This is a genomic window from Pinirhizobacter sp. (assembly GCF_035317885.1).
GTDB lineage: Bacteria > Pseudomonadota > Gammaproteobacteria > Xanthomonadales > Rhodanobacteraceae > Pinirhizobacter.
The window spans coordinates 1-13,571 of the sequence record NZ_DATHFX010000228.1; the positions used below are offsets into that span (position 1 = coordinate 1).

Consider the following 13,571-nt stretch of genomic DNA (forward strand, 5'->3'; position numbering starts at 1 on the left):
AGCGGCTTGCCATCGTAGGTGCCGATCTGCAGGTCCTCACCGCGCATCATGCCGCCCAGCTCGTAGGTGCCGGCGATCTCCGCGGTGAAGCGCACGCAGCGCGTGCACTGGATGCAGCGCGTCATGTCGGTGGCGACCAGCGGACCGAGATCCTCGTCGGAAATAGTGCGCTTGCGTTCGTTGTAACGCGACACCGAACGGCCATAACCCAGCGAGACGTCCTGCAGTTCGCACTCGCCGCCCTGGTCGCAGATAGGGCAGTCAAGCGGATGGTTGATCAGCAGGAATTCCATCACGTTGCGCTGCGACTTCAGCGCCTTGTCCGAGCGCGTGAACACCTTCATGCCCTCGCCCACGGGCGTGGCGCAGGCCGGCGCCGGCTTGGGCATCTTCTCGATCTCCACCAGGCACATGCGGCAATTGGCGGCGATCGGGAGCTTGCGGTGATAGCAGAAGCGCGGGATCGGGATCCCCGCGGCGTCGGCCGCGTGGATGATCATCGAACCCTTCGGCACCTGCAGGGCGCGGCCGTCGATCTCGATGTTGACGAGGTCGGGCGCTGCGTTGTTGGCGGGCTGCGCACTCATCAGGCGGCCACTCCACGGTTTGCTTGGGCGAGCATGTCTTCAGTCTTGGAACGCTTGTGGGTGACGAAGTATTCGAACTCGTCCCAGAAGTGGTGCAGGAAGCCCTGCACCGGCCACGCGGCGGCTTCCCCGAAGGCGCAGATGGTGTGTCCTTCGATCTGGCCGGCGACGGCCTTCAGCCGGTGCAGGTCGTCCTGCGTGCCCTCGCCTTCGACGATGCGGGTGAGCACGCGGTACATCCAGCCGGTACCTTCGCGGCAAGGCGTGCACTGGCCGCAGGATTCGGCCTTGTAGAACTGCGCGATGCGCTGGCAGGCCTTGACCATGCAGGTGGTGTGGTCCATGACGATCACGGCGCCCGAACCCAGCCCCGACCCTGCCTTCTGCAGGCTGTCGTAATCCATGGTGCACTCGGCGATGAGCGACGCGGGCAGCACCTTCATCGACGAGCCCCCGGGGATCACGGCCTTGAGCGTGTTGCCGTTGCGGATGCCGCCGGCCATTTCCAGCAGTTCGTTGAACGAGGTGCCCAGGCGGATCTCGTAGTTGGCGGGTCTGGCCACGTGGCCTGATACCGAGAAGATCTTCGGGCCACCGTTGTTGGGCTTGCCCAGGTTCAGGAACCAGTCCGCGCCGTGGCGCAGGATCGCCGGCACCGACGCATAGGTTTCGGTGTTGTTGATGGTGGTCGGCTTGCCGTACAGGCCGAAGCCCGCCGGGAACGGCGGCTTGAAGCGCGGCTGTCCCTTCTTGCCTTCGAGCGACTCCATCAGCGCGGTTTCTTCGCCGCAGATGTAGGCGCCGGCGCCCAGCGCGGTGTAGATGTCGACGTCGAGGTCGCCGCCCAGGCCCTTGCCCAGCAGGCCCGCCGCGTAGGCTTCCTTCAGGGCCTCTTCGAAATTCTCGAAGGGCTCGTGATGGAATTCACCGCGCAGGTAGTTGTAGGCAACGGTGGAGCCGGTGCAGTAACAGGCGATGGCCAGGCCTTCGATCACCGCATGTGGGTTGAAGCGCAGGATATCGCGGTCCTTGCAGGTGCCAGGCTCGGATTCATCGGAATTGCACAGGATGTACTTCTGGCCCGGCGCCGTGCGCGGCATGAACGACCACTTCAGGCCGGTGGGGAAGCCTGCGCCGCCACGGCCGCGCAGCGAGCTTTTCTTCAGTTCGTCGATGATCGCGCCCGGATCGGGGCGCTCGGCCAGGATCTTCTTCCAGGCTTCGTAACCGCCGATCGACAAGTAGTTGTCCAACGCCCACGGCTTGTCGAAGTGGAGCGTCGTATAGACGACCTGGTGCTCCAGGGGCGCGGGACCGACGGGACCGGTAGTGCTTGCCATCTGCCCTGCTCCTACTTCAGACCGTCGAGGATCTCGTCGACTTTCGTCGTGGTGAGATGCTCGTGGTAATGACCGTTGACTACCATCATCGGCGCGCCGCAGCAGGCCGCGAGGCATTCTTCTTCGCGCTTCAGGTAAATACGGCCGTCGGCCGTGCTCTCGCCGGTGCGGATGCCGAGCTTGCCCTCGCAATGGCGCACGATGTCGTTGGCACCATTGAGCCAGCACGAGATGTTGGTGCAGATGGCCACGTTGTTGCGGCCCACGGGCACCGTCTCGAACATCGAGTAGAAGCTCGCCACCTCGTAGGCCCAAACGGCCGGGAGGTCGAGGTACTTGGCGGTGGCGGTGATCAGTGTATCGGTAAGGAACCCGCGGTTCTGTTCCTGGGCCGCCATCAACGCCTGGATCAGCGCCGAGCGCTTGCGGTCCGGCGGGAATTTCGACACCCAGTGGTCAATATGGTCGCGGGTGTGCTGCTCGAGCACCGCGATCGGATCGACATCCTTGACCTCGGCGTAATGTCCGGTTGCTTTCATGTTCTTGTCCCGTCGCCTTAGCGATCGACTTCGCCGAAGACGAGGTCGTAAGTGCCAATCATGGCGACCACGTCGGCGAGCATGTGGCCGCGCACCACCGTGTCCATCGAGGACAGATGGGCGAAGCCCGGTGCGCGCAAGTGCACGCGGAAAGGTTTGTTGGCGCCGTCGGACACCAGGTAGCAGCCGAACTCACCCTTGGGTGCTTCCACCGCCTTGTAGGTCTCGCCGGCGGGCACGCCGTAGCCTTCGGTGAACAGCTTGAAGTGGTGGATCAGGGCTTCCATGTCCTCCTTCATGTCGGCGCGGCTGGGCGGCGCCACCTTGAAGTTCTGCACCATCACCGGACCCGGGTTGGCCCGCAGCCACTTCACGCACTGCTTGATGATGCGGTTGGACTGGCGCATTTCTTCCATGCGCACGAGATATCGGTCGTAGCAGTCGCCATTGACGCCGACGGGAATGTCGAAATCCATCTCGGCGTAGGACGCATACGGCTGCTTCTTGCGCAGGTCCCAGGCAATGCCCGAACCGCGCAACATGGCGCCGGTCATGCCCCACGCCTGCGCCTTCTCCGGCGAAATCACGCCGATGCCCACCGTACGCTGCTTCCAGATGCGATTGTTGGTGAGCAGGCTTTCGTACTCGGCCACGCGCTCGGGGAAATCGTCGGTGAACGCGTCGAGGTAATCGAGCATGGAGCCTTCGCGCCATGCATTGATGCGCTTCAGATCCGCGCCCTTGTGCCAGGGGGATTCGCGGTACTTCGGCATCTGCGTGGGCAGGTCGCGGTAGACGCCGCCCGGGCGGTAATACGTGGCGTGCATGCGTGCACCGGACACCGCCTCGTAGCAGTCCATGAGCTCTTCGCGCTCGCGGAAGGCGTACAGGAACACCGCCATGGCGCCCAGGTCGAGCGCATTGGAACCGACCCACATCAGGTGGTTCAGGATGCGGGTGATCTCGTCGAACATGGTGCGGATGTACTGCGCGCGGACCGGTGCCTCGATACCCATGAGGTTTTCGATGGCGCCGACGTAAGCGTGCTCGTTGCACATCATCGAGACGTAATCCAGGCGGTCCATGTAACCGATCGACTGGTTGAACGGCTTGGACTCGGCGAGCTTCTCGGTACCGCGGTGCAGCAGGCCCACATGGGGATCGGCGCGGACCACCGTTTCGCCGTCCATCTCCAGCACCAGGCGCAGCACACCGTGCGCGGCCGGATGCTGGGGGCCGAAGTTCATCGTGTAATTGCGGATTTCCTGCATGTTCAGTTCTCGCGCCAGCGGTCGGCGGCTTCGGCGCGGGCCTGGTCGAGGTCGGCGTCGTTGCGGATGGTACGCGGCACCAGCACGCGCGGCTCGATGGACACCGGTTCGTAGACCACGCGCTTCTGCTCGGGGTCGTAGCGCACCTCGACGTTGCCGATCAGCGGGAAGTCCTTGCGGAACGGATGGCCGACGAAACCGTAGTCGGTGAGGATGCGGCGAAGGTCGGGATGGCCTTCGAAGATGATGCCGTAGAGGTCGAAGGTTTCGCGTTCGAACCAGTCGGCGCCCGGCCAGATGCCGGTGAGCGAGGGCACCACCGGCAGCATGTCGTCTTCGCAGAAGACACGCAGGCGGATACGGCGGTTGTGTTCGATCGACAGCAGATGGATCACGGCGGCAAAGCGGCGCGGCTGTCCCGTTTCGCGTGGACGCTCGGCCCAGTTGAAACGGCCCATGGCCTGACCCTCGACGCCGCGCGAGAAACCCTCGCCCTGGGCGGTGTCGGTCTCCCATTCGGTCTGGCCGTAGCCCAGGTAATCGACGCCGCAGGTGTCGATATAGACGCTGAAGCGGAATTCGGCCTCGTCACGCAGGGCCTTGGCCACGGCCAGCAGATCGCCGGCGGCGACTTCGGCGGTGACTTCGTTGCGCACCACGGTGACGCGCAGCGTATCGCCGAAGCGCGCGGCAAGGCGGCCGGCAAGCGGGGTCTGGAGGTTTTCGCTCATGTGCGGTCCTTCAGCGCGCGATGGTGTGGGTGCGGCGGATTTTCTTCTGCAACTGCAAGATGCCGTGGATCAGGGCTTCGGCCGTGGGCGGGCAGCCCGGCACGTAGATGTCCACCGGCACGATGCGGTCGCAGCCGCGCACCACGGAATAGGAATAGTGGTAATAGCCGCCGCCGTTGGCGCACGAACCCATGGATATCACCCACTTCGGCTCGGGCATCTGGTCGTAGACCTTGCGCAGCGCCGGGGCCATCTTGTTGACCAGGGTGCCGGCCACGATCATGACGTCCGACTGGCGGGGGCTGGGACGGAAGATCACGCCGTAGCGATCCAGGTCCAGGCGGGCGGCGCCGGCGTGCATCATCTCCACCGCGCAGCAGGCCAGGCCGAAGGTCATCGGCCACATCGACCCGGTGCGTGCCCAGTTCATCAGCGCATCGACACTGGTGGTGGCAAAGCCACGCTGGACGATCGGGCTGTCGCCGTTCGGCCGCAGGATGTCATCGACGAGATTGAGCGGTTGCGGGTTGTGCATCACCCGGTCGATGCTGGACATCACTCCCATTCGAGGGCTCCCTTCTTCCAGACGTAGGCGAAACCGATCACCAGCAACAGCAGGAACAGCCCCATCTCCACCAGCGCGATCACGCCGATGTCGGAAAACACCGTGGCCCACGGGAACAGGAAAGCGATTTCCAGGTCGAAGATGATGAAAAGGATGGCGATCAGGTAGTACCTGACGTCGAACTTCATGCGGGCGTCTTCGAAGGCCTCAAAGCCGCACTCGTAGGGTGCGAGTTTCTCGGCAGTGGGCCGGCTGGTACCGGCCAGCAGGCCGATCACCAGCAGGGCGATACCCAGCCCGGTGGCGACGGCGATGAACAACAACACGGGCCAGTATTCGGCGAGCACGGCAACACGTACCTCCGCGCCTTGGGGGACTTCGGCGCATCAGTGACCGCTCGTGGGGCGAGCAGTCCGGTCAAGGAGCCCCGGCGGCGGCGGCCGCGCGCTAGGGACATCCACCATGGAACGGAAAGAAAACGATTAAGCGGCCCATTGTACCAGTCGGTACAGGGATTCGGACAAGGCTTGAAAGGGTAATCTTCCCGCCTTGCGGCAATTGGCCTTCAATTACATCGTTTGCGTCGGCCGCTCGGAGGCCAGCATGCCCGCCAGGATATTCTCGATGCGCGAGCGAGCGGCCTCGCCATCGGATGTTTCGTTGAACTGGACGCCGATGCCGGCCGTGCGGTTGCCCTGTGCGCCGATGGGGGTGATCCATACCACCTTGCCCGCCACCGAAAGGCGTTCGGATTCGTCGATCAGGGTAAGAAGCAGGACGACTTCGTCACCCAGGCTGTAGCGCTGGGCGGTGGGGGCGAATATCCCGCCGCCCTTCAGGAAAGGCATATAGGCTTGGTAGAGCGCGGCTTCGTCCTTGATCTTGAGCGACATGATGCCCTGTCGGGGTGCGGCGGAGACGTTCATGCAATTCCCGAAGAGGTGGGGCGAGGCCTCATGCTAGCGACCCGGCGCCGCGCGGAGCAAGCTCGGCCCATCCCCAGTGGTCGAATATCCACGGTGAGCGAAGGGGGACGGAGAGTTTCACGAAACCTCCACGTTCCAGCAGGGGGTCGTGCAGGACCCAACCCTGGGGCGTGTTCTCCAGTGGGGCATCGCGCCACCGCCAGTGACCGCTTCCCTGCCCCGACACCACCAGCAGGTGTAGCCCCGGCCTCACCCATACGGGCGGGTGCCAGGGTAAGGCTGCGCGCGGCGGCGTGGGCAAGGCGAAGGTTTCATCGGGCTGGACCATGCCGAGCATGCGCTTGCCGCTCAGGCTGATCTGGGTGCGGTGCTCACGTACGGCGTTCCGCTTGCCCGCTTCGATCGCTGTCGACAGCGGCAGCCTGGCGGAAACGGTACCCGCGGCTACCCGGCCGTGGATCATATAAGTGACGATATGCGCGTCCGGCGCGGCAGCCCTCGCGGCCAGGCGGGCCATCACATGGGCGCTGCCATGGTCGGGATGGCGGTCGCCCAGGGCGGGCAGCACCATCAAGGTGGGAGCGGTAGTGGCGATCACCGCATCGATTGCCGCGACCGCGGTGGAAGCGTCGCGCGACAGGCAACCGGTGATGTCCATGTCGTGCCAGCCCAGGGCATGCAGTGAGGACTCATCCACTCCCAATCGCGCCAGCGCCGCGCGGACCTCGTTCCGGCGCCGCGTTCCCCAGCGCGCCCGGGCCTGCGCATCGATGACGATGCGGCGCTCCATATAGCGTTGCGGCCAGGGGTTGTCGTCGCCATCGGTAAGCAGCAGCACGTCCACGCGCCCGCCCGCGCCGAGTACGGCCTGGATCAGGCCGCCCACCGCGAGGGATTCGTCATCCGGATGGGGCGAGACCACCAGCATGCGCACGCGCTCGTTGAGCGGCGGCAGCACCATTCGCGCGCGTGCCGTGGCTACGCCAAGCCCGTCGAAACGGCCATCGGCGGCGACGCTCACCGCCATGTGGATAGCAACTCCAGCATGACCAGATCCGTGCGCAGCGGCCCCCGCAAGGCTTCCCGGGCGCGATTGGCCGAGGCGAACCAGGCGTCCAGGGCGAAGCCGTCCAGCGCGCTACCCAGCGGTGCTTCCCTGCCCCGCGCCCGGGCCCGGGACTCCTCGGCCACGGCCTGCGCGGCGAACCAGAGGTACGCCGGCGGCATGGCCGCCTGCCAACGCCGGGCTATTTCCATCGCGTCGCCGCGGCCCGAGGCCAGGGCCCGCAGATCGTTGCGGACTTCGTTGCGGGCCTTCAGCTGTCCTTGCGCCGCCCATGCGCGGGCTTGTCCCGGATTGCCGTTGGCGGCGGCAAGCGCCGTTGCCGCATCGGACACACCTTCAGCTTCAAGCCAGGCCATCGCCACGTCAGCGGCAGGCAGGTTGAAATCCACGCGCTGGGTTCGACTGCGGATCGTCGCCGGCAGTCGCCACGGGGCATCGGCCACCAACACCAGCAAGGTTTCGCGGGACGGTTCCTCGAGGGTCTTCAGCAAGGCATTGGCGGCCGCCGTGTTCATCGCATCGGCTGGGTCGATGCTGACCACCTGCCAGCCACCGAACTGGCTGGACATGGCCAGGCGCTGCGACAACTCGCGCACCTGGTCGATCACGATTTCCGTGCGGGGCGTGCCGTCCTTGCGCAGCCCAAGGCCGATGGTGGCGCGATCGGGATGGGTGCCGGCCGCGTACAGCAGGCAAGCCTTGCACCGTCCACAGGCGTCGCCATCGACTGGTGCCTGGCACAGCAGTGCCCGGGCCAGGCGATCGAGGAATATCCGCTTGCCCAAACCCGCGGGGCCTGCCAGCAACAGGGCGTGGGGCATGACCCCGCGCTCGCGGCGGCTTTTGAGCAGGGCCCAGGGTTCTTCGTGCCACGGCATCGGTGTCATGGCCTGCATGATGCCACCTGCATGTGCAGGGAACGTCACTGGCATCGATGGAGCTGGTAACAGGCCACGGCCCGGTTGTGCTCGGCGAGCGAAGCTGAGAACACGTGGCTGCCATCACCACGCGAAACGAAGTACAGCTCGTTGCCAGGCGCAGGATGGGTGGCAGCCTGGAGCGCGGCCTTGCCGGGCATGGCGATCGGTGTCGGCGGCAGGCCGGCGCGGGTGTACGTGTTGTACGGCGTGTCCTGCCCCAGGTCCGCCTTGTGGATGTTGCCGGCGTACGCCGCGCCCATGCCGTAGATCACCGTGGGATCGGTCTGCAGCAGCATGTGCTGCTGCAGGCGCCGCACGAACACGCCGGCGATCCGCGGGCGCTCATCGGCACGGCCGGTTTCCTTCTCGACGATCGAGGCCAGGATCAGGGCCTCGTCCGCCGAAGCCAGCGGCAGGTCGGTGGCGCGGTTCGCCCATGCCTGGTCCAGCGCCCTGGCCATGGCGGCATGGGCGCGCTTCAAGATATCCAGGTCGCTGTCGCCCTTGACGTAGGCGTAGGTCTCGGGAAGGAAGCGTCCTTCGGGAAACTGCCCAGGTGCGCCGACCTGCTTCATGATGTCGTCGTCGGAAAGGCTTGTCGCCACCTGCGAGAGCTTGTCGGCGCGCGCAAGCGCATGCCGCACGTCAAGGAACGTCCAGCCATCGACGATCGTCACGTAGCGCTGGATCACGTGACCGGCCGCCATGTTGTCCAGCAGGCCGCGCGGCGTGGTGCCGGGCGCCAGCGCGTACTCACCTGCGTGCAACCTTCCGGCCACGCCCATCTGTGCCGCCAGCGCCCGCCAGTACCACGGCGAAGCGTGGGTGACGCCACGCTGGTGCAGCTCCGCCACGATGTCACGGAAACTTGTGCCGCGACCGACGTCGATGGTGTCGCCGGCCGCCGGGATGGCCAGGGGAGCACGGGTGAAGCGCACGTAGTCGAACCCGAGGAATCCACCGGTGGCCAGGAGAGCCAGCACGACGAGGGCAAGTAGCGGGCGCAGCAGCGCGCGGCCGCGTGGATGCTTCATGGTTGCTCCGGATGACGCAAGGGTGGCATGCCGGCGGCGTTCCAGGCCGCCTGCAAGGCTTTGGCCACGGGACCCGCCGCATAGTGCCGGTCGCCGATGGCGCGAACCGGAAGCATGCCGCGAACGGAGGACGCAAGGAATACCTCCGAAGCCGATACCAGCATGGCGCGATCGATATCCGTTTCGACCACGCCTGGCAGGCTCGCCATGGCCAGCCGCCGGCCGACGCCCGCCACGCCGCAGCGGTGCAGCGCCGGGAACATCGGTACGCCATCGACGACCAGGCCGATCGATGCCGCGGTGGTGCTGATCACCCGGCCATCCATGTCGAGCATCAGCCCGTCGGTGAAGGAAGGATCGTCCCACTCGGCACGCGCCAGCACCTGTTCCAGGCGATTGAGGTGCTTGATGCCGGCAAGCTTCGGTTGCAACGACCAGCGCGTGGAGCATTCGAACAGCGCCACGCCATGGGTAGCCATGAAGGGGTCGGCAGGATGCACGGCTGACGCAACCACGATCATGCGTCCGGGAACCATCGCCTGGCGCGCATAGCCCCGTGGCCCGCTGCCCGCTGTCCAGGTGATGCGCACCACGGCGTCATCCAGGCCATCGGCGGCGGCGGAAACTTCATCGGCGAGCATGCCCGGCGCCGGTTGCGGCAGGTGAAGCCGGCGGCACCCTTCCTCCAGCCGTTCCATATGCCACGTCCACAGTGGTGCCCTGCCCGCCACCACGCGTATGGTTTCAAACAGGCCGTCGCCGTACGCCAGGCCGCGATCGTCCGCAGGCAGCCCTGTGGCCACCCGTCCATCCACGCGCCAACGGCCCGGATCATTCACGACAGGTCGCCGAGTGTCCGCAACATGCCCCGTGCCTTGGCCCGGGTCTCGGCAAGTTCGCGCTGCGGGTCGGAGTCGGCGACGATGCCCGCGCCAGCGCGCAGGCTCAACCGCGTGCCCTCCAGGGTCATGGTACGGATCAGGATGTTGAGGTCCATGCTGCCGTCGCGATCGAGGTAACCCATCGAACCGGTGTAGGCACCCCGCCCCACGCCTTCGATCGAAGCGATGATCTGCATGCAGCGCACCTTCGGGCAGCCGGTGATGGTGCCGCCGGGAAACGTGGCCGCGATCACCTGTCCCGGTGTCACGCCCTCGCGCAGCCGACCACGCACGTTGCTGACGATGTGATGCACATGGGCATAGGACTCCACCGTCATCAGTTCATCCACTTCGACGCTTCCCGGCTCGCAGACGCGACCCAGGTCGTTGCGCTCCAGGTCGATCAGCATCACGTGCTCGGCACGCTCCTTGGGATGGGCGTGCAGTTCCTGCACCATGCGCGCGTCGTCGTCGTTGGCCTGGCGCGGGCGGGTGCCGGCGATCGGCCTCACCTGCACCACGCCGTCGCGCGAGGACACCAACCGCTCGGGTGACGAACTGACGATGGCCCATTCGCGCCACTGCAGCATGCCGGCGAAGGGCGCGGGATTGGCCGCTCGGAGGGCCGCCGCGACCTGCGCCGGCGGCAGCGGTTCGGCGAATTTCGCGCGCCATTGCCGGGAAAGGTTCACCTGGAAAATATCGCCCGCGGCAAGGTGCTCATGGATGCGCGCCACGCCATCGATGAACCGCGCGGCTTCGTCCTCGTCGATCGACAAGGGCGCGGGCAACGGCGCCCAGGACCGGCCATCGCCGGCCTGGTCGATGTCCGCGGCCATCTCGTCGATGAGCGACGCGTGGCGTGCCTCGGCCACCAGGATAGTCTGGTCGAGCTCGTGATCGACGATGATCGCGGCCGGGCAACGCAGCGCCATCGCGATCGGTAAGCTTCCGGGCGCAGCGGGAAGCCAGAGGCTGGGCTCCACTTCGCGGGCCAGTTCATAGCCCAGGAACACCAGCCAGCCACCGGTAAACGGCAGCCCGTCACTGCGGGGCTCCGTGCGCTGGTCGCGCCAGGCGTCATCGAGCGCGTCGAGGAAACCACGCGTGAGCACGCGCTCGCCGTCGCGGACGATGCCATCGCGCCCCAGGCAAAGCTCGCCCTGCGGGAAGGCGAAGAGCAGGTCGTACCGCGCCTGCGCCGTGCCGCGCACGGCGCTATCGAGCATGCCCGGGTAGCGTTCGGGCCACGCAGCGGCCAGCGCGAGAAGGTCGCGGCGGCCTGCCAGGTGGCGGGAAACGTGCGCCACGGCCAGCCGCTGCCTCAGGCGCGCCGGAAGGCGAGCGTGCCGTTGGTACCGCCGAAGCCGAACGAGTTGGAAATGACTATGTCGAGCTTGGCCTGCCGCGCCGTCTTCGGCACGAAATCAAGGTCGCAGCCTTCGCCGGGTTGCTCAAGGTTGATCGTCGGCGGGATCACGCCATCACGAATGGCCAGCAGCGAGAAGATGGCCTCGACGCCGCCGGCTGCGCCCAGCAGGTGCCCGGTGACCGATTTGGTCGAGCTCATCGCAACCTTGTAGGCGTAGTCGCCGAAGATCTTCTTCGCCGCTCCCACCTCGGCCAGGTCGCCAACGGGCGTGGACGTGCCGTGCGCGTTGACGTAATCGACGTCGGTCGGGTTCACGCCGGCATCGTGCAGTGCGTTCTTCATGCACAGTGCCGCGCCGTCGCCGCTGGGTGCGGTAATGTGGTACGCGTCGCCGCTCATGCCGAAGCCGACGATCTCACCGTAAATATTGGCGCCGCGCGCCCTGGCGTGATCGTATTCCTCCAGCATCAGCACGCCGGCGCCATTGGACAGCGCAAAGCCGTCGCGGCCGGCATCCCACGGGCGGCTGGAACCGGCCGGGTCATCGTTGCGCGTGGTCATGGCACGCGCCGAGCAGAAGCCGGCCATGGCCGTGGGCGTGGTGGCGAACTCCGCGCCCCCGGCGATCATCGCATCGGCATCACCGTACTGGATCAGGCGCATGGCCATGCCGATGTTATGGGCCGCCGTGGTGCAAGCGGACACCAGCGCGATGTTCGGACCGGTGAGGCCCAGGTAAATCGAAAGATGGCCCGAGATCATGTTGATGATCGAGCTGGGCACGTAGAACGGCGAGACCTTGCGCGGACCGCGTGCGGCCAGTTCCAGGGTGGTGGACTCGATGGTGTCCAGGCCGCCGATGCCGGCGCCCACGGCCACGCCCACGCGCTCGGCGTTTTGTTCGGTGATGGTGAAGCCGGAATCGCGGAAGGCCTGCATGCCGGCGGCGATGCCGTAATGGATGAAGGGATCCATCCGCTTGACATCCTTGGGCGGTACCCATGCCGAGGCGTCGAAACCGTGGACTTCGCCGGCGATGCGCGTGGCATAACCGCTGGCGTCGAAATGGGTCACCGGGCCGATGCCGCTCCGGCCCTCGACCACGTTGGACCAGGCGGTGGCGATATCGTTGCCGACGGGCGAGACGATGCCCATGCCGGTGACAACCACACGTCGTTTGCTCATGCGTGAACTTCCTTAAGCGTGCCAGTCCCGCAACCATACGCAGGCGCAGGTTACGAAATGCAGAAACGAAAACTGCGCCCTTGTGGCGCAGCGTTCGATGGTGCTCGATGATGGCTGGCCCATCAGGCAGGCCGGCCGATCAGCGGATGATCAGTCCTTGGAGTGGGCCTTGATGTAGTCGACGGCCTGCTGCACGGTGGTGATCTTCTCCGCTTCCTCATCGGGAATCTCGGTCTCGAACTCTTCCTCGAGTGCCATGACGAGCTCGACGGTGTCCAGCGAATCTGCGCCCAGATCGTCGACGAACGACGCATTGGCCGTGACCTGATCTTCCTTGACGCCCAGCTGTTCGATGACGATCTTCTTGACGCGTTCTTCGATGGTGCTCATGGTTACCAATACCTCCCGAGGGAAAAAGCCGGCGGCATTGTAGTGGCTAACCCCGAGGGGCCGCCAGCGCCCGCCACCAGCACTGAAATGTCCGCGAAAGCCCATTGGGCCGGCGCGAAAGCGTGATTGTCCACTAAAACCCGCCCCGAGGCGAATCGGCAGCCATGCCGCCTGCCGGCTTGCCCCTAGGGCATGTACATGCCGCCGTTGACATGCAGCGTCTCACCGGTGATGTACGCCGCCTGCGGCGAGGCCAGGAAGGCCACCGCGTGGGCGATGTCCGAGGCGTCGCCCAACCGGCCCAGGGCGATCTGGCCCATCAGGCCCTCGCGCTGCTCGCCTGAGAGGGCACGCGTCATGTCGGTATCGATGAAGCCCGGCGCCACCACGTTCACGGTGATGCCGCGCGAACCGATTTCCCTGGCCAGGGATTTGGAGAATGCGATGATGCCCGCCTTGGCCGCCGCGTAGTTCGCCTGCCCCGGGTTGCCGGTGACACCGACCACCGAGGCGATGGAAATGATGCGGCCCTTGCGCGCCTTCATCATGCCGCGAAGCACCGCCTTGGAGGTGCGGAACACGGACGTCAGGTTGGTATCGATGATGACGTTGAAATCCTCTTCCTTCATGCGCATCAGCAACTGGTCGCGGGTGATGCCGGCATTGTTGACCAGGATCGACACCGCGCCGAACTCCTTGCCGATCGCGTCGATCAAGGCCTCGATCGATGCACCGTCGGTGACGTCCAGCTTACGGCCATGGCC

16 protein-coding genes are annotated in these 13,571 nt (G+C 65.9%); all 16 read right to left on the reverse strand.

The genetic code is table 11. The annotated features are described in order from the left end of the window. On the reverse strand, positions 1-587 hold a 587-nt coding region (locus VK519_RS07400), incomplete at its 3' end, for an NADH-quinone oxidoreductase subunit G (protein WP_324348635.1). Next, entirely contained in the window at positions 587-1,927 is a 1,341-nt protein-coding gene (nuoF, locus tag VK519_RS07405) for an NADH-quinone oxidoreductase subunit NuoF (protein ID WP_324348636.1), read from the reverse strand. The genes VK519_RS07400 and nuoF, both read right to left, overlap by 1 nt. A gap of 11 nt (positions 1,928-1,938) precedes the next feature. Further along, positions 1,939-2,466, reverse strand: a complete 528-nt coding sequence (gene nuoE / locus VK519_RS07410) for an NADH-quinone oxidoreductase subunit NuoE (RefSeq protein ID WP_324348637.1) — start codon at positions 2,464-2,466, stop codon at positions 1,939-1,941. A 17-nt stretch (positions 2,467-2,483) separates the two neighbouring features. Further along, on the reverse strand, positions 2,484-3,737 hold the full coding sequence (locus VK519_RS07415; protein WP_324348639.1) for an NADH-quinone oxidoreductase subunit D: 1,254 nt from the start codon (positions 3,735-3,737) through the stop codon (positions 2,484-2,486). A gap of 2 nt (positions 3,738-3,739) precedes the next feature. After that, entirely contained in the window at positions 3,740-4,468 is a 729-nt protein-coding gene (locus VK519_RS07420; RefSeq protein WP_324348641.1) for an NADH-quinone oxidoreductase subunit C, read from the reverse strand. Positions 4,469-4,478: 10 nt separating this feature from the next. Then, positions 4,479-5,033 carry a NuoB/complex I 20 kDa subunit family protein gene (locus VK519_RS07425; protein ID WP_324348642.1) on the reverse strand — a complete coding sequence of 185 codons (555 nt, stop codon included), beginning with the start codon at positions 5,031-5,033 and terminating at the stop codon, positions 4,479-4,481. Next, positions 5,024-5,380 carry an NADH-quinone oxidoreductase subunit A gene (locus tag VK519_RS07430; RefSeq protein ID WP_324348644.1) on the reverse strand — a complete coding sequence of 119 codons (357 nt, stop codon included), beginning with the start codon at positions 5,378-5,380 and terminating at the stop codon, positions 5,024-5,026. The genes VK519_RS07425 and VK519_RS07430 overlap by 10 nt, the downstream gene beginning before the upstream one ends. A 222-nt stretch (positions 5,381-5,602) precedes the next feature. Next, positions 5,603-5,959 (reverse strand): PilZ domain-containing protein, encoded by a 357-nt coding sequence (locus VK519_RS07435; RefSeq protein ID WP_324348645.1) that lies wholly within the window; start codon positions 5,957-5,959, stop codon positions 5,603-5,605. A 28-nt stretch (positions 5,960-5,987) separates the two neighbouring features. Further along, positions 5,988-6,986 (reverse strand): PIG-L deacetylase family protein, encoded by a 999-nt coding sequence (locus VK519_RS07440; RefSeq protein ID WP_324348646.1) that lies wholly within the window; start codon positions 6,984-6,986, stop codon positions 5,988-5,990. Next, a complete protein-coding gene (holB, locus tag VK519_RS07445; protein ID WP_324348655.1) occupies positions 6,977-7,912 on the reverse strand; it encodes a DNA polymerase III subunit delta' in 936 nt (311 codons plus the stop codon). The genes VK519_RS07440 and holB overlap by 10 nt, the downstream gene beginning before the upstream one ends. Before the next feature lie 35 nt (positions 7,913-7,947). Next, on the reverse strand, positions 7,948-8,979 hold the full coding sequence (gene mltG / locus VK519_RS07450; RefSeq protein WP_324348647.1) for an endolytic transglycosylase MltG: 1,032 nt from the start codon (positions 8,977-8,979) through the stop codon (positions 7,948-7,950). Then, positions 8,976-9,782, reverse strand: a complete 807-nt coding sequence (pabC, locus tag VK519_RS07455; protein WP_324348649.1) for an aminodeoxychorismate lyase — start codon at positions 9,780-9,782, stop codon at positions 8,976-8,978. Before pabC ends, mltG begins: the two co-directional genes overlap by 4 nt. Positions 9,783-9,814: 32 nt before the next feature. Then, positions 9,815-11,176 carry an aminodeoxychorismate synthase component I gene (locus VK519_RS07460; RefSeq protein WP_414692714.1) on the reverse strand — a complete coding sequence of 454 codons (1,362 nt, stop codon included), beginning with the start codon at positions 11,174-11,176 and terminating at the stop codon, positions 9,815-9,817. Between the two features lie 8 nt (positions 11,177-11,184). Next, the gene (fabF, locus tag VK519_RS07465) at positions 11,185-12,417 is read right to left on the reverse strand and encodes a beta-ketoacyl-ACP synthase II (protein ID WP_324348651.1); all 1,233 of its coding nucleotides are present in this window, start codon (positions 12,415-12,417) and stop codon (positions 11,185-11,187) included. A 150-nt stretch (positions 12,418-12,567) separates the two neighbouring features. Then, positions 12,568-12,807 (reverse strand): acyl carrier protein, encoded by a 240-nt coding sequence (acpP, locus tag VK519_RS07470; RefSeq protein ID WP_250625836.1) that lies wholly within the window; start codon positions 12,805-12,807, stop codon positions 12,568-12,570. Between the two features lie 185 nt (positions 12,808-12,992). After that, positions 12,993-13,571: 3-oxoacyl-ACP reductase FabG (fabG, locus tag VK519_RS07475; RefSeq protein ID WP_324348653.1), on the reverse strand; the 579-nt coding region annotated here is incomplete at its 5' end.

What these genes read in the sequence shown, in the direction of transcription:
- nuoF (WP_324348636.1), bottom strand. Translation starts at nt 1,927, where the DNA reads ATGGCAAGCACTACCGGTCCCGTCGGTCCCGCGCCCCTGGAGCACCAG.
- nuoE (WP_324348637.1), bottom strand. Translation starts at nt 2,466, where the DNA reads ATGAAAGCAACCGGACATTACGCCGAGGTCAAGGATGTCGATCCGATC.
- VK519_RS07415 (WP_324348639.1), bottom strand. Translation starts at nt 3,737, where the DNA reads ATGCAGGAAATCCGCAATTACACGATGAACTTCGGCCCCCAGCATCCG.
- VK519_RS07420 (WP_324348641.1), bottom strand. Translation starts at nt 4,468, where the DNA reads ATGAGCGAAAACCTCCAGACCCCGCTTGCCGGCCGCCTTGCCGCGCGC.
- VK519_RS07425 (WP_324348642.1), bottom strand. Translation starts at nt 5,033, where the DNA reads ATGGGAGTGATGTCCAGCATCGACCGGGTGATGCACAACCCGCAACCG.
- VK519_RS07435 (WP_324348645.1), bottom strand. Translation starts at nt 5,959, where the DNA reads ATGAACGTCTCCGCCGCACCCCGACAGGGCATCATGTCGCTCAAGATC.
- VK519_RS07440 (WP_324348646.1), bottom strand. Translation starts at nt 6,986, where the DNA reads ATGGCGGTGAGCGTCGCCGCCGATGGCCGTTTCGACGGGCTTGGCGTA.
- holB (WP_324348655.1), bottom strand. Translation starts at nt 7,912, where the DNA reads ATGACACCGATGCCGTGGCACGAAGAACCCTGGGCCCTGCTCAAAAGC.
- mltG (WP_324348647.1), bottom strand. Translation starts at nt 8,979, where the DNA reads ATGAAGCATCCACGCGGCCGCGCGCTGCTGCGCCCGCTACTTGCCCTC.
- fabF (WP_324348651.1), bottom strand. Translation starts at nt 12,417, where the DNA reads ATGAGCAAACGACGTGTGGTTGTCACCGGCATGGGCATCGTCTCGCCC.
- acpP (WP_250625836.1), bottom strand. Translation starts at nt 12,807, where the DNA reads ATGAGCACCATCGAAGAACGCGTCAAGAAGATCGTCATCGAACAGCTG.